This is a genomic window from Sphingomonas sp. GW821-FHT10F09, assembly GCF_058809195.1.
In genome coordinates this window covers 392,263-413,793 of record NZ_JBXASI010000003.1, presented here as the reverse complement: position 1 = coordinate 413,793, position 21,531 = coordinate 392,263, and the positions used below count along the sequence as shown (strand labels likewise).

The following is a 21,531-nucleotide window of genomic DNA, read 5'->3' as shown; positions in this document are numbered from 1 at the left end:
GGATCAGTATAGCGGCGCCCGGCACCCCGATCTGTATTTCTGATTGACCCGGATCAAGGTGATCGGGGAAATCAGGAACGCCAGCCGGGGCGTTTCGTTCTCCTGCCATGCTGTCAACAAAACCGATGTTCAGCTGGGCAGACCCCAGCGAGGACGAAGCGAGCCTTTTGCTCTCCGCCTATATCGCCGATCCGGCCTTCCCCTGCGTCGGCGCGAAGGCGGCGCTGGCCAAGGGGACGCTCGACATCCTCGGCGGTCGCGACATCGCCAGCGCGTGGGACGACCTGCGTATCCACGACCGCCTGCGCTGCTTCGCGGCGCAATACCGGGCGGAGCCGTCGCTGTTCCGCAGCTTCGCCGTCGTCTTCGCCGGTCCCGACCATCTGAGCGAGGAAGCCTTCGAACGGGCGATCTGGCAGCGTATCCAGTCGCTCTCGGACAAGGACGTATGGCTGGGGCAGGAATGGGACCGGCGCGTCAGCCCCGATCCGTCGAACCCGCATTTCTCCTTGTCCTTCGGTGGCGAGGCGTTCTTCGTCGTCGGGCTCCATCCCCGTGCCAGCCGTCCGGCCCGGCGCTTTTCGCGTCCGACGATGATCTTCAACCTGCACGACCAGTTCGAGACGCTGCGCGAACAGGGCAAGTACGAGACGATGCGCGAGAAGATCATGGTGCGCGACGAGGTGCTCGCCGGCTCGCGCAACCCGATGCTGTCCCGCCATGGCGAACTCAGCGAGGCGCGGCAGTACAGCGGCCGCGCCGTCGACAGCGGCTGGCAATGCCCGTTCCGGTATTCGGGCGAATGAGCGATCCCGCAGCGGACCGGATCGTCGAGATCCCGGAGCGGAGCGGGGACGCGTTCCGGCTCGCCAAAGGGCAATATCTGACCGTCATCGATCCGCGCGGGCGGCAGGTCGCCGATCTGCTGGCGTTCCGCGCCGACGATCTGGACGAAGTCCTGTCCTCGGGCCGGACGCTCGATTATGCCGAGACGATCCGCCTGACCACCGGCCACAAGCTCTATTCCAACCGCTCGAACGTGATGCTCGACATCGTCGCCGATACGGTCGGCCTGCACGACTTCCTGCTGACGCCGTGCGCCTATGCGACGTTCGACCATTTCTATCCCGAACTGCCCCGGCACCGCGGATGCTTCGGCAACCTCGCTGCCGCGCTCGCGCCGTTCGGGGTCGAGCCGGACCGGATACCGGTCGCGTTCAACTGCTTCATGAACGTGCCCGTCGATGCGGCGACCGGCAAATTGTCGGTCCTGCCGCCGATCAGCCGGGCAGGCGACAGCATCAGCTTCGTCGCCCATATGGATCTGGTGATCGGCCTCACCGCCTGTTCGGCGCCGGCGTCGAACGGCGGGTCGTTCAAGCCCATTAATTATGTCGTCCACGACGACATGCCTGCGGCTCCAACGCGCGAACGCGCGATCGATGCTGCAGGCTCGATCTGACGCGGTAAAGACGCGCCACGCCACGTTCGCCCGACCGCTGATCCATCGGCGGCCGGGCTGAATCACCGCTCCGCCAATCCCCGCAAGACGGGGCCGATTCGCAAGGCGGATCGTTGGGCTACCATCACCCTGCCAACGCCACCCGATCGCCACTCCGCCCCGTGCGCGAGCGGTGATCGGACCAGCGAACCGCACGACCTCGGATCCGGGACATCTATGCAGATCACCACCGCACTCGCGACGCCCCCCGGAATCGACCCGGCCGAGGTGATCGGCGTTGCCGGCCCACTCGCCGTAACCCCACCGCCGGGACGCTGATCGCCATGGCCATCACCCTGAAACCACTGCGCGACCAGATCATCGTCGTCACCGGCGCCACCAGCGGCAACGGTCTCGCGACCGTCGAGGAGGCGGTGCGGCGCGGTGCGGCGGTCGTCGCGACGGCGCGCAACGAAGCCGCGCTCGACGCTTTGCGCATCCGGTTGTCGGCCGATGGCGGACGCATCGCGACCTGCGCCGCCGATATCAGCGACATGGCGGCGGTCGAGCGGGTCGCCGCGGTCGCGATCCAAGCGTTCGGCGGGTTCGACAGCTGGGTCAACAATGCCGGCACGGGCACCTACGGCACGCTCGAACGGGTGCCCGTCGCCGATCACCGCCGCGTGTTCGACGTCAACTATTTCGGCGTCCTGCACGGCTCGCTCGTCGCGGCGCGGCATCTGCGCGGACGCGGCGGCGCGATCGTCAACGTCGGCTCGATCCTCAGCGACCGCGCGATCGTCGAGCAGGGCCCCTATTGCGCGACCAAACATGCGGTTCAGGCGCTGACCGACACGCTGCGGATGGAGCTGGAACAGGAGGGCGCCGGCATTTCCGTCACGCTCGTCAAGCCCGGTGCGATCGACACGCCGTTCCCCGAACATGCGCGCAACTTCATGGACCAGCCACCGCGCCTGCCGCCGCCGCTTTACGCGCCCTCGGTCGTCGCCGATGCGGTGCTGTTCGCCTGCGCGACGCCACGCCGGACCCTGTATGCGGGGGGCGGGGGGCTGCTGTCGTCGCTCCTGTCACGCGCCGCGCCACGACTGAGCGACAGGATCATGGAGCTGGTCGGCACCGTCGCGCAGCAGAAACCCGACGATCCCGGCGACCCGGCGCGCCGCGACAATCTCTACGCCCCCCGGGTCGACGCGCTGCGCGGAAGTCAGGACGTCCACGCCCGCCGGTCGAGCATCGTGCTGCAGGCGCAGAAGCTCCACCCGGCGGTCCTGATACTTGGCCTTCTCGGAACCGGTATCGCGGTCGCGCTGGGCCGGCCGAGGAACACCCGCGACTGACGCCCCGACCGGGCATCCACGCCCTCCGGCCGGCACCGGAGCGTGGTGTGTCCGGGCGCATGCTCTGGATCGGAAGATTGCGCGTCGGGCCGCTACGCGGCCCGGTAGAGCCTTGCCCGCCGCACGCCGCTCGCGGGCCTGATTGCACCCGAAAGCCCGTCTAACCCTCGTGCGCCAACCGCTGCGCATCCTCCCGGCGTCATATTATGAAGCATTATTTCAAATCCACCTGCAAAAACGGCTTGCAAATATGAAAGCTGGGTGCGACGTATCTACGGGTAGGCCATAAGACAGACAAAACAGGGTTGGACGTCCACAGGCGCCGACCGGGCATCGGAATGGTCGTGACGGGGGCATCGGGGGCCATGGCACAGGGCACCTGGCGGTGGCGACATGCCAGCGCCGCGATGCACGCGACCGGCCGATGCGCGATGCGACGAACGAAAAAAAGAGCTATCCGGGAGAGGGAAGTTGGGAAAGCAAGGGGTGAAGGCCGTCGCGCTGCTGGGCGTGTCGGCACTGTCGATCGTGTCGGGCGGGTTCCGCCCGGCGACGGCATCGGCGCAGCAGGCCGTCGTGCCGCCCGCGGGGACGACGAATGCGATCACGACCGCGTCGCCGCAGGCCAGGACCGCGCAGACCACCTCCGGCACGACCGACAGCGTCGCCCCGTCGCCCCAGACCAGCGCCACCGCCCCCGCGCAGACCGCGTCCTCGACCCGCGATCCCGATGCGCTCAACCAGGATCTCGACCGTCCGACCCGGGCCGCGCCCGATGCGGGCGGTGAACCGGGGGACGCGGAGATCGTCGTCACCGGCGTCCGCGCCGCCGAAGCCTCGGCGATCTCGCGCAAGCGGACCGCGCGCACCGCACAGGATTCGATCGTCGCGGACGACGTCGGCCAGTTCCCCGACAAGAATGCCGCGGAAGCGATCGCGCGCATCGCCGGCGTCGCGCTCGACGTGTCGGATTCGGGCGAGCAGGGCGGCTTCACCATCCGCGGCCAGTCGGCCGACCTGATCCGCGTCGAGGTCGACGGGATGACGACGCTGTCGACCAACGATCAGGGCGGCCGTGCCTCGTCGGTCGGCGAATTGTCGTCCGACCTCATCAAGAGCGTCGACGTCATCAAGGGCCAGACCGCGGACATGACCCCGGGCGGCGTCGGCGGCACTGTGCGGATCGAGCAGCGCAGCGGCCTCGATTTCAAGGAGCCGCTATACCGTCTGAACCTGCAGAGCATGTACCAGACGTTGAGCCAGCGCTTCTCGCCGCGCATCAACGCCATCGCCACGCGCAAGTTCTTCGACGGCGACGTCGGCTTGATCCTCAACGGCACCTACGAGGATCAGAAGGTCGGCACCGACTATGCGCGCGTCACCGTCGCGAACGCCGGCTACATCCCGCTCGGCGACTATGACAATTCGCCCAACAAGAGCTTCACGACGCCGTTCGATCCCGTCGCCGCCGCGGTGACGAGCAAGGCGGGCTGCGCGGCGCTGTCGACGACGGGGATCAACAGCCGCCTCAACTGCTATGCGCAATGGGAGGATTTCGTCCCCTCCTTCCCGCGGCCGGGGCGTCAGCTCAAATCCGACCGGCGCATCTCGTTCCAGGCGCGCGCGGACTGGCGGGTGAACCGCGATCTGACCCTGTTCGCCTCGTACAACCCGAACTTTCGCAGCGTGTCGTCGCAGGATTACAACTGGAGCGTCGCGACCCCGGTCGGCACCACCAACACCGCCGGCGCCTTGACCGGCAGCAACATCCGCAACGTCGTCGTCAACGAAAACCATTATGTCACCGCGTTCGACATCGCCCGCGGCACCGGCAACCAGTTCAGCAACACGCTGAGCGTGACCAGCCAGATCCGCGACATCCAGCGCCGCATCGAACAGCATTATGCGCAGACGGGGGCGGACTTCATCTCCGGGCCGTGGACCGCCAAGGCGCGCATCCAGTACAGCCGCGCGTCGTCCAGTCGCGAAGACAATGCCTTCTCGTTCCTCGCGCCGGTGGACGTCGCCAATTACCGGGTCCTGCCGGAAACCGGCCTGTGGAACATCACGGTGCCGAACGTCGACCTGTTCAACCCCGCATCCTATTATCCGACGGTGGGCACGAACGGCGTCAGCGCCGGCTCGCAATATGAATACACGCCCTATGACGACAAGAACAGCGAGTGGAACTACCAGCTTGACGTCGATCGCGTGTTCGAAAGCTTCGGGCCGATCGTCCGGATCAAGGCCGGTATCCAGCATCGCACCCGCGACAACGAAAGCTATCGCAACAACGGGTCGCAGCTGTCGCCGGGCGTGGTGCTGACGCGTGCGCAGTCGCTGGACCTCATCCAGTTCTGCGATCCCGCGCTGGCGCCGGCGGCGACGCCCTGCCAGTTCGGTTCGACGCCGCGCGTCACCACCGCCGGCACCACCGACCAGCTGTCGCGCATCTACACGCTGACCCGCGACCAGTATCAGAACCTCATCAACGCCAGCCTCGTCGGCCTGCCGGGTGCGCAATTCTTCGGCGGCGCGCCCAAGCGCGGCGACCTGATCTCGTCATGGGGCACCTATGACGTCGGCACGTTCCAGAAGATCCTCGGCGAGACGATCGACCTCGGCTATCGCAATCTCGGCTGCCTGTACGAATGCACCGCGTCCGACGGCAAGACGTACAAACGTCCGACCTATCTGACCTCGGAAGTGACGTCGTCGGCGTATGCGATGGTCGATTTCGAGACGCGGCCGCTCGGCATCCTCGTCAACGGCAACGTCGGCGTCCGCTATCAGCGGATAAAGGTCGATGCGCAGCCGGTGATCGACTTCAGCCGCCGCGTCGCGACGCCGATCACCACGCCGTTCCCCGGCTATTCGATCGAGAACCAGCTGATCCGGCGTGAGATCGGCGACGTGCAGCGGACCAGCGAGGACTGGTTGCCGAGCTTCAACCTCGCGGTGTGGCCGATCGACGAACGGCTCGGCCTGCGCTATTCGGCGGCGCTGCAGCGCGCCCGGCCGAGCATCCTCCAGCTCACCGGCAACGGCACCGTGTCCTGCGGCCTGGTCGATCCGGCGCAGCGCGCCGCGCTCGAGGCGTTCATCGCCGCCAATCCCGGCGCGATCCAGGACGACGACCCCTCGACCGACGACACCGCGGAGGGCAGCGCCGTGCTCGCCAATTTCGTCAACCGCTGCACCGGCCGGATCGGCAACCCCGAACTGAAGGGCTATGGCGCGACGACGCAGAACCTGTCGCTGGAATGGTATCCCAACAAGGATACGCAGCTGAGCGCCGCGGTCTACCAGATCAGCGTCCGCTCGGGGCGTCCGGAGGACGTCAACATCGGCGCCTATCAGCTCGGCGGCGACACCTATGAGGTCGCGACCTATCAGGACGGGCCGAGCGGCCTGCGCCAGCGCGGGTTCGAGGTCGCGGGCCGTACCGCCTTCACCTTCCTGCCCAGCTTCCTGCGCCACACCGGCGGCGGCTTCAATTACTCGTTCACCAAGTCGAACGAGAAGAACACCTTCGTCGACCTGTTCACCGGCACCGCGCTGCCGCCGCGGTCGGAGTCCAAATATTACTACAACCTCAACCTGTGGTACGACGACGGCAAGCTGAACGCCCGCATCGCCTATCAGAAGCGCGACATCTTCTACGCGCTGACCGAAGCCAACGCCGTCAACCGCATCCCGAGCACGCCGGGCATCACCGGCAGCGTCGCGACATCCTATTACAAGCTGGTGACACCGGTGTTCAAGAACGGCACCGAAACGCTCGACGCGCGCGCCGCCTATGCGATCAGCAAGCGCTTCCAGCTGTTCGCCGAGGGCAAGAACCTGCTCGGCACGCCGATCGAGAAGTTCGCCCCCGACAAATATCGCGAGATCGGCGGCGGCATCCCGTACATGTACGATTCTCTCTACGCGGGTAAAACCTTCTATGCCGGCGCCATCATCACCTTCTGACCCCCTTTCGCGCGCCGGCCCGGCGGTCGGCGCGCCACGACCTTCCTACCCTGGAAGTCCTGGCTGTCGGGATTTTGACGATCCCGACAGCCCATTTTACATTCCCATCCCCGCAACAAAACCCCACCCGCAGGAGCCTGCCACGCCGTATCGGATCACTCGATCGCACCACAGGACATCATGACCCAGGGCACCTTTTGTCGCCGGTCGGCGACCGCCGCGATCCTCGCCACCCCTGTCTGCGCCGCCATCGGCCGGGCTGCGCCGCGGACCCGATCGATCCGCGAAGGCGGCGCCATCGCCGACGGCACAACGATCAACACCCGCGCGATCCAGTCGGTGATCGATGCGCTGGCCCGCGCCGGCGGCGGCACCATGGTCGTGCCGCGCGGCGTGTTCGTCAGCGGCGCGCTGTTCCTCAAGTCCGGCGTCCACCTGCATCTGGAGGCGGGCGCGGTGCTGCGCTGCACGACCGACATGACGCATTTCCCGCCGCAGCGGACCCGGATCGAGGGGCATTTCGAGGAACGCTTCACCCCCGCGCTCATCAATGCGGCCGCCTGCGACGGGCTGCGCATCACTGGTGCGGGTACGCTGGACGGCGCCGGGCGGCCGATCTGGGACCTGTTCTGGCGGCTGCGCAACGCCGCGCGGGACCCGGGCAACTTCCCCAACCTCGGCGTACCGCGCGCGCGCCTCGCGCTGATCGAACGGTCGCGCGGCGTGATGATCGAGGGCGTCACCTTCAAGGACTCGCAATTCTGGAACCTGCATCTCTACCGCTGCCGCGACGTCACCGTCCGCCGTGCGCGGTTCGAGGTACCGGACGATTACAAGCAGGCGCCGAGCAGCGACGGTATCGACCTCGACAGCTGTCAGGACGTATTGATCGACGGTTGCGATTTCTCGGTGACCGACGATTGCATCGCGGCCAAGGGATCGAAGGGACCGCGTGCGCTCGACGACACCAGCAGCCCCCCGGTCGAACGTATCCGCGTCCGCAACTGCCTGTTCCGCCGCGGGCATCAGGTCTTATCCTGTGGCAGCGAGGCAACGATCGTGCGCGACGTGCTGGTCGAGGATTGCCGGGTGACCGGTGCGATGGTGCTCGCCCGGCTGAAGCTCCGCCCGGACACGCCGCAGCGCTACGAGCGTATCCGTTTCCGTAACATCACGCTCGACAGCGACGGCGGATCGATCGTCGCGATCGAACCATGGACGCAATATCGCGACCGGACGGGCGCGCCGCCGCTGTCGCAGGTCGACGACGTCTCGTTCGTAGGCATTCGCGGCCGGTTCGGCGCGTTCGGCACCATCCGCCCCAATTCGGGCCAGACCAGCATCGGCGCCATCCTGTTCCGCGACATGGACGTCCGGCTGGTGCGCGACCGGCTGACTGCGACCGGCGTGCGCGACCTGCGGTTCGACCGGGTGACCGTCAACGGGCAGGCGCAGCGGAGCCCCACCGCGTGAAGCGGATCGCGCTGGCCCTCGCCGCCGCGTCGCTCGCGACACCGAGCGTCGGCCAGACGCGCCCGGACGGCGCTGCGGCGTTGTGGCAGCGGTTCGAGACTCCGCCTGCCAATGCGCGGCCGATGGTCCGGTGGTGGTGGTTCGGTCCGTCCGTCGACCCCGCCGAACTGACGCGCGAGATCGCGGCGATGAAAGTGGGCGGCTTCGGCGGGTTCGAGGTACAACCGACCTATCCCCTGGCACTCGACGGCCAGCAGGGCGGGGTGCGCAATACTCCTTACTTGTCCGATCCGATCATTGCGTCGCTGCGCCACGCCGGTGAGCGGGCGCGGGCGGAGGGGATGCGCATCGACGTGACGATCGGCAGCGGCTGGCCGTTCGGCGGGCCGCACGTCCAGGTCAGCGAGGCGTCGTCCGCGCTGCGTCGCGTCGTCGTGGTGGTGCCGGCGGGCGCCGACCGGATCGCCCTGCCGGCATGGGGGCCGGGCGAGACGCCGGTCGGCCTCGTTCTGGACGGCCGTCGCCTCTCGCTCACCGCCCCGACCATCGCGCCGGCGGCCACCGTGCGCGAGGCTTCGCTCTTCATCGCCGGACGTACCGGGCAGCAGGTCAAACGTCCCGCCATCGGGGCGGAGGGCTTCGTCCTCGACCATGCCAGCGCAACCGCGGTCCGCCGTCACCTGACCGAAGGCGGTGACCGGTTGCTCACCGCCTTCGCCGGTGCGCCGCCGCCGACCGCGATGTTCTCGGACAGTCTGGAGGCCTATGGCGCGGGTTGGACCGACGACCTGCCCGCCGAATTCCGCCGCCGGCGGGGGTATGACCTGCTCGATCATCTGCCGGCGCTGTTCGACGACCGTCCCGAGAGCGCGGACGTCCGCTACGACTGGGCGCGGACGCTGTCGGAACTGGTCGACGAACGCTATCTGCGCCCGATCACCGACTGGGCGCATGCGCATGGCACGCGCTTCCGCGCGCAGGTCTATGGCTTCCCGCCGCCGACGCTGTCGAGCAACGCTCTGGTCGATCTGCCCGAGGGGGAGGGGGCCGATTGGCGGCGGTTCACCTCGACGCGCTGGGCGACGTCGGCGGCGCATCTGTACGACCGGCCGGTGGTGTCGTCGGAAACCTGGACCTGGCTGCATTCGCCGACCTGGGCCGCGACTCCGCTCGACATGAAGGTCGAGGCGGACCGGCATTTCCTGCAGGGCGTCAATCAGTTGGTCGGCCATGGCTGGCCCTATTCGCCGCCCGGTATCGTCGAGCCCGGCTGGGCCTTCTACGCGGCGGCGGCGCTGAGCGATCATAACCCATGGTATCCGGCGATGCCCGCGGTTACGCGCTACCTGGCGCGGGTCAGCGCGATGCTACGCGAAGGCATCGCCGACCCCGATGTTGCGATCTATCTGCCGACCGAGGATGCGTTCGCGGCGATGCGGCCGGCACGCGCGTCGCTGAACGAGACGATCCGCGCCCGCCTCGACCCTGCGCTCGTCGACCGGGTGCTCGACGCCGGCCATGGCGTCGCCTTTATCGACGGTGCGGCGGTGCTGGCGGGCAAGCTGCGCCACCGGGTCCTGATCCTGCCACAGATCGAACGGATCGATTTTGCCGTCTATCGCGCGATCGCGGCCTTTGCCGCGCGCGGCGGCGTCGTGATCGCGCTCGGCGCGCTGCCGGGCCGCGGCGTCGGGCTGCGCGAGGCGGCGGCTGGCACCCGCAGCGTCGTGGCGACGACGCGCACGTTGCAGGGTAGGGCTCGCGTCGTCGCGCCCGACCGCTTGCCGGTGGCCCTGGCCGAAGGCGCGACGCCGACGATGGCGCTGTCCCGCCCCGATCCCGCGATCGGCTTCGTCCGCCGGCGCCGCGCAGCAGGCGATCTCTATTTCGTCGCGAACACCGGCGCGACCGCAGTCGACACCAGCGCCCGTTTCGCCGGCGATACCGGCGGCGGCCAATGGTGGGACCCGGTCACCGGCGAACGCAGCCCGGCCGGCACCGGCGACATCGCGATCCGGCTTGCGCCCTATCAGTCGCGCGTGCTCGTCTTCGGTGCCACCGCGGTGACCGCCACGCCCGACCCGCGGACGACCGTCTTGCGCGACCTGTCGACCGGCTGGCGCACCTCCGCCGGCACGCAACTGCAACCCGGCCGGTCGTGGGATCGGGTTGCGGGGCTCGCGCATCATTCCGGCGCGATCACCTATATGCGCGACCTCAACGTCGCCGCTCCGCAGCCGGGCGAGGTACGGCTGTTCCTCGACTTCGGCGAAGCGACACCGCGCGCGGGCGGCGCGCCTGACCGGCCGATCGCTGAGCTCGACGCGCCGGTCCGCGACGCTGCGATTGTCCGGGTGAACGGCCGGCCGGCGGGCACGCTCTGGACCGCGCCGTGGCGGCTCGATGTCACCGCACTGCTGACGCGCGGGCGCAACCGCGTCGAGGTGACGGTGATGAACACCGCGCTGAACGCTCTCGCCGCGCGGCCCGCGCCCGATCGCCGCCTGCTGGTCGCGCGCTATGGCGACCGCTTCCAGGATCAGGATCAGGACAAGGTCGCCGCGCAACCCTCCGGCCTGCTTGGCCGGGTCACGTTGCTGCAGGCCCGCTAGATGGCAGGCGATAGGCATCCCGCGCCGCGCGCCCGAACACGGACGGCGCCTGCTCCGGGACGGCCGCGGTCACGATCGTCCGGGCGAACGCCAGCCAGTCGCCATGCCGCGCGCCTGACAGCAGCAGCACCGGCCAGTCGCCGCCCCACATCACGCGCCCCGGAAAGCTGTGCAGCAGATGCTCGACGTACATCCTGACCGCGTCGCGATCGGCACCGGGCGCCTGCTCGGTCCACAAACCGGACAGCTTGCACCACAGATTGGGCAAGCGGCCGAGCACCGCGATACCCGCCCGCCAGTCGGCATCGCCGCTGCCCCCGATTGCGGGTTTGGCGCCGTGGTCTATGATAATGTACAACGCCGGGTGGCGTTTCGCGAGTTCGTGCAGAACGCCCAGATGCCGCGGCTGGACGAGCGCGTCGAAGGCGAGGCCATGCGCCGCCATCGCGGCGAGGGCGGGCTGCACCGCATCGCCGAGCACCCAGCGCGGATCGGCGATCGCCTGCAGCATCGGACGCAATCCGACGAGGCCGGGGCGGCCCGCGTAGCGCGCGATCTGCGCCGCGGCATCGGCCGCGTCGAGCGGCAGCCAGCCGACGACGCCGACGATGCGCGCGTCGTGCGCGGCAAGATCGAGCAGCCAGTCCGTTTCGCGCGGATCGGGCTGCGCCTGGACGAGGATCATGCCGTCGATCGCCGGATCGACGTCCGACAGGTCGGCGAGGCCGAAGGCGCGATGGATCGCGGGCAGGTCGGGGCCCGGCCATTGGTGGAACGCCATCGCCGGCGACCAGAGATGGACATGGCTGTCGATCATGCGCGTCTCCGTTTCCACGATTCCAGCATCATAGCATCCGACATCGCGCATAGTGGAGAGCGACCGTGAGCCTGACGACATCCGCAACCTTCCTGATCGGCACGGCCTCCTGCCTCGCCGTCCTCCAGCCCGCGGCCGCACAGGCGAAGGTCGTCGGCATGAACCAGCCGGCCGAGAGCGTGACGGCGGCACGGATCGCCGCACTCCCGTCCTCGCAGCGCGGCGTCTGGACGGCCTATCTCGCACGATCGGAGGCGGCAATGCGCACCGACAAGGCAAGGCTCGCGGCCGAACGCAGGCCGGGCATGGCCGTCCCGCCGGCACCCGGGACGGGCAATGGCGTGCTGACCATGCCGCTCGACCGGCCGGCCGACTGGTATGCCGGCCCCGAGGCGCGGCGCATCGCCGATACGATCGTCAGCTTCCAGACCCCGGCGGGCGGGTGGGGCAAGAATCAGCCGCGCGGGGCCGTGCGCCTGCCCGGGCAGGCCTATGTCTCCAACAATTCGAACGCGGCGGCCCGCCCCGGCGATTTCGATCCGTCGCTCAGCTGGCATTATGTCGGCACGATCGACAACGATGCGACCACGCATGAAATCCGCTTCCTCGCGAAGGTCGCCTCCGGGTTGGGGCGGGGCGCGGCGGCGGCGCCCTATCGCACGAGCGCGGAGCGGGGCGTGCGCTATCTGCTCGACGCGCAATATCCCAACGGCGGCTGGCCGCAGGTCTGGCCGCTCGAGGGGGGCTATCATGATGCGATCACGCTGAACGACAATGCGATGGCGCAGGTGCTCGACCTGCTGACCGACGTCGCCGGCGGGCAGGGCGATTTCGCGGTCATGCCGGACGCGATGCGGTCGCAGGCCCGTGCCGCGGCGGCGCGGGGTGTGGCGTGCATCCTGGCCATGCAGGTCGTGCGCGACGGGCGCCGGACCGGTTGGGGGCAGCAGCATGATGCGCTGACGCTGGCGATCACCTCGGCGCGCAATTACGAACCCGCCGCCCTCGCCGCGCCGGAAAGCGCAGCCGTGCTCCGATATCTGATGGGCCTGCCGCGCCGGAACGCCGCCGTGGAGACGGCGATCAGCGCCGCGGCGGACTGGCTGCGGGCCAGTGCCATCCATGGCCAGGCGTGGCGCGATGCGAACGACGGACTGGGCCGGCGCCTCATCGCGAACCCAGCCGCACCGCTGCTGTGGGCACGCTTCTATACCGTCGACCGCAACCAGCCGCTGTTCGGCGATCGCGACAAGACGCTGCACGACGATTACATGGAGCTGAGCACGGGACGCCGCCGCGGCTATGCGTGGTTCGGCACCGGCCCGGGCGCGGTGCTCGCGGCATATGATGCGCGCGCCGGAACGCGGTAGGGCCAATCGACATTCAGCCCTGACGGCCTGCAAACGGCGGTTTCGCGCGCTTCCGGTGCTCACGTACCGATAATACGCTGCGCTCCGGATCACGCAAAACCTCCGTTTTCGGCACTTCATCGTCTGAATGTCGATCGGCCCTGGGCGTCTTCGCCGGTCAGCGCCCCTCTTCCTCGATCGTCGCGGCGAGCAGGCCGATGACGACGTCGTTGGCGCGGGCGCGAACGGTGAGCGAGCGGAGCGGCCGGTGCGGGTCGAGCGGCAGGCCGAGCACGGTCGCCGCGCCGCCATCGACCTGCTCGACGCTTGCCCCGCCGGTGCGGACCCGCCCGGTCGCCAGATCGACGCGCAGCGGTCGGGGGCCGGGGACGCGGAACTGGTAATCATCGATCAGATAGTCGCGCTCGATCGGCCACCAGGTCGTCGGATTGCGCAACGCCAGTCGCGCGGTGCCGCCGTCGGCATAGGTGACGACGACCTCGCCATTGTCGATGCGGCTCTGCATCGGGTTGGTCGAGCCCGTCATCAGCAGGCGCAGGAACCGGCCGCGACCGGTCAGCGGCACCGTCCGGCTGTCGGGATAGGCATCCCATTGCGACACGAACAGCGCATTGGGACCCTCCGCCGGCGTCCGGAAGCCGCCGCCGTCGGGCAGGCGGAACCAGCCGTTCGCCGCCTTGGCAGCGCGCCGGAGTCCGCCGTCGTCGATCGTCGCGGTGGCGTTCACATGGCCCGCCCATGCGCCCAGACCCTGCGACGGTAGCGCGAGCGAGACGAAGGGCGACCGTGGGCTGCGATACTTGCCCGGCCGGAAGATCGCGTCGATCCGGTCGTTGAACGCGCCCGACAGGTCGACGGCGCGTTGCGGTCCGACCGGGGCGCGATCGACCACGACCGGCGGCGCGACCGATGCGACCGGCGCGCCGGCCGGCGACCACCAGCGCATCGGCCCCTGCCGCCTGGCGACCAGCTGCGCACCGCCCGGGGCCACGGGTGTGATCGCTCGGCCCGACCAGTGCACGACGACGTCCGCGCCCGGCCAGAACGCGGTATCGACCAGGATCGCGGGCGCGCCCACGGCGTCGGGATCGGGCGCCCATCGTGCCGGCTTGCCGTTCACGCTCACCGCGGTGACGGCGTCGCGCCGGGCGACCAGTCGCAGCTGCAGCTGCGTGAACCGGGTGCCGGTCTGCCGCACCGTCCAGCGGTCACGGTTCCCCTCCCGGCGGAACGCGATGTCGAGGTCGGGATGGTGCAGCTCGGCATGGTCCCAATCGCCCGGCAGACCCGGCCGCAGCGTCAGCCGCTGCGCCAGCGCATCAGGAGCAATCCCAAACAGCCCCTCCACGATCATCCGCCCCATCACCCCCGATCCATCGGCGAAGTCGCGCTGTGCCTCGCGCCGATAGACGTCGAGATAGTTCATCGATCCGACGTTGCCGGGGCTGATCCCCATATACATGCTGGCGAGTAGCGCCGCCTTGGCGAGCGTATAGGCCTCGTCGGCGCGGCCCGCCTGCCACAGTGCCAGCGCGCTATGCAGGTTCTCGCCCATCACGACGTTGTTGACCGACCAGCTGTAGGGCATCCAGTCGCTCGACGGATAGACGCCATAGGGCCGGTCGGCGGGAACGCCCGGACCTTTCACCGGGATCAGCGGCAGGTCGCGTGCCAGTGCATCCGCCATCCGCCACGCCTCGCGCGGCGTCGGCACGCCGGAATCCACGACATGGTAGAAGCTCCAAAGCCCGGCGCTGGGATGGACCGCGCGGGCGCCCAGCCAGTCGCGATATTCCGCGAACCGGCCCGCGTCGGGCAGCCACAATTCGGCGCGCATCGCCCGGCCGATGAGCGCCGCTTCGCGGTCATAGGGTGCGGGATCTTCACCGATCAGGCGCGCGATCCGCGCCGCCTGCCGATTGTGGTAGAGATTGTAGGCGGAGGCATAGGCGACGCCGCCACCCGCATAATGGATGTCGTCGCTCGCCCAGATCTGCGCATAGGCTTCGTACAGCGGCAGCCGCTCCGCGCCGAAGGGCCGGCGGAACAACCGCTGCTGCCAGGCCAGATGCCGCCGGATCGCCGGCCAGGCTTCGCGCGCGAAACCGATGTCGCCGGTCCAGGCAAGGTGGCGGAACAGCGCGTCGATGAAGACGGCGTTCATGTCGTAATGCGAATTCGACAGGTCGCCGTTCGAATGCAGCCCCGCCTCGCTGCGCGCGAGGTTGCTGGTGGCGTCGGGCGGCGGCAGCGTCGGTGGTACGGGCCCGACGTTCTGGCGCGGCAGCCACGCGAGGAAGTTGGCGCGGGCGCGATCGTGCCAGCCGAGCGCGTCGAGACCATAGGGGCCGCGCCAGCCGAGCAGCCTGGTGCGCCACGCCACCGCGCCGTGCATGATCGCGGCCTGCGGTCCGTCCCACACCGCGTCGGCCGCGACGTTGAGCGCGCCGACGCTGGCGTTGAGCCAGGGATCGGGCGTGACGATCCGAACCTGGTCGCGCAAGGCGTCGAAATGCGCCCGCGCCGCCGCGAACGTCGCGGGGAGGGTCGTGGCGGCATAGGGGGCGGCGAGCGGGGGCAGGGGCGGTGCGGCGCGCCGGTCCGCGCTGACCGCGGCATAGGTCGCGAGATCGGCGGTCGCCTTGGCGGCATAGGCCGTGCGCTGGAGCAGCAGATGCGCATCGCCGTCGAGACCGAGCGTGCCGATCGCGACCGGCCGGTCCGGCGTGGCGCCGGCGCGGGGCGGGGCGAACAAGGACGCGGGATCGTCCCAGCCCGCGGCATCGGCGACGCCGGTGACGGTGCCGTTCCGCACCGTGCCGGTGATCGTGCCGGGCGGTCCCGCGATCGCGAACCGGTCGCGCCCCGCCACGCTGACGGCGTTGCGTTCCGCCAGCGCGGGGCGGAAGCCGAACCATTCGCTGATCGGCACCTTCTCGGTGCCGATGTCGCCGTCGCGCTTGCCGCGCTGCCCGTTGACCCCGCCGAACGCCCAGACGAGCGTCGTGCCGGGCACCACGCCAGCCCCGCGCGCGCGTACCGCGACGCCCTCCGTCGCGGCGAGCGCCACCACCGTCAGCGCGATCTCGCCCTCCAGCCGCGGATCGGCGATCCGATAGTCGAGCTCGCCGGGACGGTAGCGCGTGGTGATCGATCGCGCGTCGTGCAGCCACCAGCTTCGGCCATCGCGTCCCCGTACCGCGAAGCGCAGATTGCCGCCGCGCCCGGGCAGATACAGGACGAACTCCGGCCGGTCGCCGCCGTCGACGCGGAAGGCGGTGTTGCCGCCATAGAGCGGCCGGTTGAACCGTTCGGTGCCGTTCTCGATCATGAAGGCGTCGCCATCGGGGCGGTAGCGGACGGGGCGGTCGAGCCGGCCCTTGATGTTGGGCTGCACGCCCCCGGTCGCGACGAGCGTCTGCGCGGCCACGATCGGCGACCAGGCCAGCGCGAGCAGCAGCAGGGGTGCTTTCCTCATGACCGCGGCTCCGCCGCCCGGCGCGCGAAGACGACGATGACGGCGAAGGCCGCGGCGGGGACGAGCATCGCCGCGGTGATGCCGATACGGTCCGACAGCCAGCCCATCGCCGCGGTCAGCAGCGCGCCGCCGATGATCGCCATGATGAGCAACGATGCACCGGCACGGCGCAGCGGCCCCAGCCCCTCGACCCCCAGCGCGAAGATCGTCGGGAACTGGATCGACATGAAGAAGCTGGTGCCGACCAGCGCATACAGGCCCCATCGCCCGCCCACGGTCGCGGCGGCGACGGTCAGCACCACCGCCACGCCCGCGAACAACGCCAGCATCGTCGCCGGGCGCACCCGCGCCATCATGGCGGTGCCGGCGAAGCGACCGGCCGCGAACAGCAGCAGCGAGACGAACAGCGCATCGGCGGCGGCGCGTTCGTCCATCCCGGCGACATTGGCCTGCGCGTAGCGGATGGTGAAGCTCCACATCCCCACCTGCGCGCCGACGTAGAGCAATTGGGCGGCGGCGGCGAAGATCAGGCGCGGCTGGCGGGCGGCGGTGCGCAACCCCGCCCATGAGGCGGTCGGCGGCGCATCGGCATCGCCCGGCGGAAAGCGCAGGCAGGCCGCGATCGCCGCGAACGCCAGCACGACGCACCCGATGACGAGGTAGGGCGCCTGCACCGCGCGCACCTCCACGCCGTAATAGGCGAGCCGCTCGGCTGCGGTCATCGCGGCCAGCGCGGCCTCGTCATGCTCGATCCCCGACAGGATGAAGTTGCGACCGATCAGGATGCCCGCGATCGCGCCGACGGGATTGGCAGCCTGCGCCCAGTTGAGACGGCGCGCGGCGCCGGCGGCATCGCCCAGCTCCGTCATCAGCGGGTTCGCCGCCGTTTCGAGGAACGCCAGTCCGGAGGCGATGACGAACAGCGCCAGCAGGAACAGGGCGTAGAGGCTGCCCTCCGCCGCCGGATAGAAGAGCAGCGCACCGCAGCCGTAGAGGATCAGGCCGAGGACGATCGCCGCCTTGTACCCGCGCGCGCTCATCAGCATCGCTGCGGGGATCGCGAACAGGAAATAGCCGAAATAGAAGACCTGCTGGACGAAGCTGGTGCCGAAGTCCGAGAGCGTGAAGGCCTTTTTGAACTGCGCGATCAGGATGTCGTTGAGGTTGTTCGCCATGCCCCAGAGGAAGAACAGGCTGACGGTCAGCAGGATGGCGGCGATGTAGCGGGGGCGGGTGTGCGGGGCGGGGGCGGTCGGCATGGCGTGGCGAGTCCTAGCTGAGCGCGCGGTCGAGGTGCGTGTAGCCGCCGTCGGGTACGATCCATTGCCCGGTGGTGTGCGACGCCCGGTCCGACAGCAGGAAGACGACCGTGTCGGCGATCTCGCGATCGGTCGTCATGCGCCGGCCGAGCGGAATGCGGTCCGATATGCGGGCGAGCCGCGTCGCGGGATCGTCGGTCGTCTCGATCCAGCGCTGGTAAAGCGGTGTCATCACCTCGGCCGGGAGCACCGCGTTGACGCGGATGCCATCCCCCGCCAGCGCCGCCGCCCATTCGCGGGTCAGGCCGAGCTGCCCCGCCTTCGCCGCGGCATAGCCGCTGGTCCCGCCCTGACCGGTCAGCGCGACCTTCGACGAGATGTTGACGATCGACCCGCGCGTCGCGCGCAGGTGCGGCAGGCAGTGATGCGCCATGCCGTAGCAATGGATCAGATTGGCGCGCAGCGAGGCGACGAACGCCTCCACCCCCGCCTCCAGCCCGATGCCGTCGTTTGCGCCGGCGTTGTTGACCAGCGCGTCGAGGCGGCCGAACCGCGCAACGACCTGTGCGACCGCGCTCGCGCAGGCGGCATCGTCCTCCAGATCGACCCGAACGAACATATGGAGCGGCTGCGACGCGGTCAGCGTGGCGGCGAAGGCCGGATCGAGCGGGCTGCGGCCGAGGATCGCCGGAATCGCGCCTTCCTCGGCGAGCACGGTCGAGATCGCGCCGCCGATCCCCGCGCCGCCGCCGGTGACCACGACGACCTTGCTGGCGAGGCCCAGCTTCATGCCGCTGCCGCCGGCGGTGCGAACCGATAGCGATCGAGCGATTCGGGCTTCATCTCGATCGAAAAGCCGGGCCGCGTCGGCGGCATGTAGGCGGCGTTCCGGATGACGCAGGGATCGACGAAATGTTCGTGCAGATGATCGACATATTCCGCCACGCGCCCCTCCATCGTGCCCGACACCGCAACATAGTCGATCATCGAAAGATGTTGGACATATTCGCACAATCCGACGCCGCCGGCATGCGGGCAGACCGGCAGATCGTATTTCGCCGCGAGCAGCAGCACGGCGAGCACCTCGTTGACGCCGCCCAGCCGGCAGGCGTCTATCTGCACCACGTCGATCGCGCCGGCGGCCATGAACTGTTTGAACATGACGCGGTTCTGACACATCTCGCCGGTGGCGACCTTGACCGCGCCGATGCCGCGCCGGATCGCGGCATGGCCCAGCACGTCGTCGGGACTGGTCGGCTCCTCGATGAACCACGGGTCGGCGAAGGCGAGCGCGCGGACCCAGTCGATCGCCTCGGCGACCTCCCAATTCTGGTTGGCGTCGATCATCAGCCGCACGTCCGGCCCCGCGACCTCGCGTGCGATCGTCAGGCGGCGGATGTCGTCGGCGAGATCGCGCCCGACCTTCAGCTTGACGTGCCGGAAGCCGGCGTCGACCGATTCCCGCACCAGCCGCCGAAGCGTGTCGTCGGCATAGCCGAGCCAGCCCGCCGACGTCGTGTAACAGGGGTAGCCCTGCGCCTCGAGCGTCGCGATCCGCGCCGCTTTGCCGTCCGCCCTGGCGCGCAGCAGTTCCAGCGCCTCGTCGGGGGTGATGCAGTCGGTCAGGTAGCGGAAGTCGATCGCGCGGACGAATTCCTCGGGCGTGAAATCGGCGACCAGCCGCCAGAGCGGCTTGCCCGCATGCCGCGCCCACAGGTCCCACACCGCATTGACGACCGCGCCGGTGGCGAGGTGCATCGCGCCCTTGTCGGGACCGATCCAGCGCAACTGGCTGTCCGCGGTCATATGCCGCCAGAAGCGGCCGGGATCGGCGACGATCCAGTCGAGGTCGAGCCCGACCACCAGATGGCGCATCGCCTCAATCGCGGCGACGCACACCTCGTTGCCGCGACCGATGGTGAAGGTCAGCCCGTGGCCCTCCAGCCCCGGCCGGTCGGTGTCGAGCACGACATAGGCAGCGGAGTAATCGGGATCGGGGTTCATCGCATCCGATCCGGCCAGCGAGTCGCTCGTCGGGAAGCGGATGTCATGCGTGCGCAGCGCGGTGATCCGCGTCACAACAGGCTCCATCCGCCGTCGATCACCGCGGTGGTGCCGGTGGTGAAGCCGCTCTCGTCGGAGGCGAGGTGCAGCGCCAGCGCCGCGATTTCTCCGGCGCGACCCAGGCGACCGACCGGCTGGCGCGCGGCGAAGGCGGCATGCGCGGCCTCCACGGTCACGCCCTCGCGCCCGGCGCGGTCGCGCACCCGGGCGAGCAGCGACGGCGTCTCGACCGTGCCGGGACAGATGGCGTTGCAGCGGATGCCGTCGGCGACGAAATCCGCCGCGACCGCCTTGGTCATGCCGATCACCGCGGCCTTGGACGTGCCATAGGCGAACCGGTCGGGCACGCCGATGATCGACGAGGCGACCGAGGCGATGTTGACGATCGAACCGCGCTGTTGGGCGATCATGCCGGGCAGATAGGCGCGGATGGTGCGGAACATCGCGGTGACGTTCAATGCGAAGCTCATGTCCCAGTCCGCCGGCGTGCAATCCAGCACGCTGCCCGCGTGGACGATCCCCGCCGCATTGACCAGCACGTCGACCGGACCGGTCCGCTCGGGCAGCCGGTCGATCGCGTCGTGGTCGAGCAGGTCGAAGACGATGGGACGGGCGCTGTCCGCGAGGGACGCCGCGTCGCGGTCCAGCGTGAAGACGCTCGCCCCCTCGCGTTCGCAAGTCTCCGCGATCGCCCGCCCGATGCCCTGGCCCGCCGCCGTCACGAGAACGCGCTTGCCCTCCAGTCGTCCGCCCATCCGCCCCACGATCTTTCTTTTGAAAGTTTGTTTTACAGGTGGAATTTAACCGGGTCATCGGCTTTAGGCAAGCGAGCTTTTCAATCCGAAGCGGACGTGAGAAAACCGGGTATGACCGATAAGGGCACGAAATCGCGCAACTCCTATGCCGCGCCGGCGCTGGAGCGGGGGTTCGACATTCTGGAATTGCTGGCAACCATGCCCGGCGGCCTCACCATCAGCGAGATCGCCCAGCATCTCGGCCGGTCGATGAGCGAGGTGTTCCGCGTCACCATCGTGATGGAACGGCGCGGCTGGTTGCGGAAGAGCGCGCAGTCCGACCATTACAGCGTCTCCTACTGGATGCTCGACGTCGCCTATCGCGCGACGCCGGCGCAGTCGCTGGCGACGGTGGCCGCGCCGGTGATGCAGTCGCTGGCCGCCGCGACCAACCAGTCCTGCCACCTCGTGGTCCGTGCCGAAGGCCGCGGACTGGTCGTCCAGCGCAAGGAGAACCTCGGTCCCGCAGGCTTCGCGATGCGCGCCGGCGCGGTCATCGACCTCGTCACCAGCTGCTCGGGCCATGTCCTGCTCGCCTTCGCCGACGACGCCCAGCGCGACGCGATCATCGCCGCGCAACCCCCCGAAGCGGTCGCCGCGCTGCGCAGGCTGGCGCCGCAACTGGAGGTGGTCCGCGCGCGCGGTTATGAGATGAGCGCGAGCGCCCGGGCCGCCGGCGTCACCGATATCAGCGTGCCGATCTTCGAATTCGGCGGCGCGATCACCGCCGCGCTGACCATCCCCTATCTGGCGATGATCGACGGGTCGCAGCGGACCGACCTCGACCAGACGCGCGCGATGCTGGTGGCGGCGGGCGAATCCATCTCGGACATGCTCGGCGCCTTTTCCGGACAGGGTCGTCAGGCCGGTCCGGTTGACCCGGCCTAGGACCG

The 21,531-nt window shown here is 69.3% G+C and carries 14 protein-coding genes; 8 read left to right on the top strand and 6 right to left on the bottom strand.

Annotated elements, in window-relative coordinates; genetic code table 11:
* Positions 1–125 precede the first annotated feature (125 nt).
* From gntA to AC1RTO_RS12555, 6 genes are all read left to right on the top strand, one after another.
* Positions 126–806 (top strand): guanitoxin biosynthesis heme-dependent pre-guanitoxin N-hydroxylase GntA, encoded by a 681-nt coding sequence (gene gntA, locus AC1RTO_RS12580; protein WP_493161171.1) that lies wholly within the window; start codon positions 126–128, stop codon positions 804–806.
* Complete coding sequence (locus AC1RTO_RS12575; protein ID WP_493161170.1) at positions 803–1,462, top strand: DUF1989 domain-containing protein; 660 nt, start codon at positions 803–805, stop codon at positions 1,460–1,462. Before gntA ends, AC1RTO_RS12575 begins: the two co-directional genes overlap by 4 nt.
* Before the next feature lie 323 nt (positions 1,463–1,785).
* A complete protein-coding gene (locus tag AC1RTO_RS12570; protein WP_493161169.1) occupies positions 1,786–2,799 on the top strand; it encodes an SDR family oxidoreductase in 1,014 nt (337 codons plus the stop codon).
* A 486-nt stretch (positions 2,800–3,285) separates the two neighbouring features.
* On the top strand, positions 3,286–6,771 hold the full coding sequence (locus tag AC1RTO_RS12565; RefSeq protein WP_493161168.1) for a TonB-dependent receptor: 3,486 nt from the start codon (positions 3,286–3,288) through the stop codon (positions 6,769–6,771).
* A gap of 180 nt (positions 6,772–6,951) precedes the next feature.
* The gene (locus AC1RTO_RS12560; protein ID WP_493161167.1) at positions 6,952–8,244 is read left to right on the top strand and encodes a glycoside hydrolase family 28 protein; all 1,293 of its coding nucleotides are present in this window, start codon (positions 6,952–6,954) and stop codon (positions 8,242–8,244) included.
* Complete coding sequence (locus AC1RTO_RS12555; protein WP_493161166.1) at positions 8,241–10,856, top strand: glycosyl hydrolase; 2,616 nt, start codon at positions 8,241–8,243, stop codon at positions 10,854–10,856. The genes AC1RTO_RS12560 and AC1RTO_RS12555 overlap by 4 nt, the downstream gene beginning before the upstream one ends.
* Here AC1RTO_RS12555 and AC1RTO_RS12550 read toward each other — a convergent pair.
* On the bottom strand, positions 10,834–11,673 hold the full coding sequence (locus AC1RTO_RS12550) for an amidohydrolase family protein (protein ID WP_493161165.1): 840 nt from the start codon (positions 11,671–11,673) through the stop codon (positions 10,834–10,836). The genes AC1RTO_RS12555 and AC1RTO_RS12550 overlap by 23 nt on opposite strands.
* Before the next feature lie 65 nt (positions 11,674–11,738).
* On the opposite strand from AC1RTO_RS12550, the gene pelA reads away from it, so the two are divergent.
* Entirely contained in the window at positions 11,739–13,043 is a 1,305-nt protein-coding gene (gene pelA / locus AC1RTO_RS12545; RefSeq protein WP_493161164.1) for a pectate lyase, read from the top strand.
* 157 nt (positions 13,044–13,200) lie between these two features.
* Here pelA and AC1RTO_RS12540 read toward each other — a convergent pair whose 3' ends face one another.
* The 5 genes from AC1RTO_RS12540 to AC1RTO_RS12520 are packed head-to-tail and all read right to left on the bottom strand — an operon-like array spanning position 13,201 to position 20,599.
* Positions 13,201–16,521, bottom strand: a complete 3,321-nt coding sequence (locus tag AC1RTO_RS12540; protein WP_493161163.1) for a DUF4450 domain-containing protein — start codon at positions 16,519–16,521, stop codon at positions 13,201–13,203.
* Complete coding sequence (gene fucP, locus AC1RTO_RS12535; RefSeq protein ID WP_493161162.1) at positions 16,518–17,780, bottom strand: L-fucose:H+ symporter permease; 1,263 nt, start codon at positions 17,778–17,780, stop codon at positions 16,518–16,520. Before fucP ends, AC1RTO_RS12540 begins: the two co-directional genes overlap by 4 nt.
* 13 nt (positions 17,781–17,793) lie before the next feature.
* Complete coding sequence (locus AC1RTO_RS12530; protein ID WP_493161161.1) at positions 17,794–18,570, bottom strand: SDR family oxidoreductase; 777 nt, start codon at positions 18,568–18,570, stop codon at positions 17,794–17,796.
* Complete coding sequence (locus tag AC1RTO_RS12525) at positions 18,567–19,871, bottom strand: L-fuconate dehydratase (RefSeq protein ID WP_493161160.1); 1,305 nt, start codon at positions 19,869–19,871, stop codon at positions 18,567–18,569. Before AC1RTO_RS12525 ends, AC1RTO_RS12530 begins: the two co-directional genes overlap by 4 nt.
* The gene (locus AC1RTO_RS12520; RefSeq protein WP_493161159.1) at positions 19,856–20,599 is read right to left on the bottom strand and encodes an SDR family oxidoreductase; all 744 of its coding nucleotides are present in this window, start codon (positions 20,597–20,599) and stop codon (positions 19,856–19,858) included. Before AC1RTO_RS12520 ends, AC1RTO_RS12525 begins: the two co-directional genes overlap by 16 nt.
* A gap of 111 nt (positions 20,600–20,710) precedes the next feature.
* On the opposite strand from AC1RTO_RS12520, the gene AC1RTO_RS12515 reads away from it, so the two are divergent.
* Positions 20,711–21,526, top strand: a complete 816-nt coding sequence (locus AC1RTO_RS12515) for an IclR family transcriptional regulator (protein WP_493161158.1) — start codon at positions 20,711–20,713, stop codon at positions 21,524–21,526.
* The last annotated feature ends 5 nt before the right edge of the window (positions 21,527–21,531 follow it).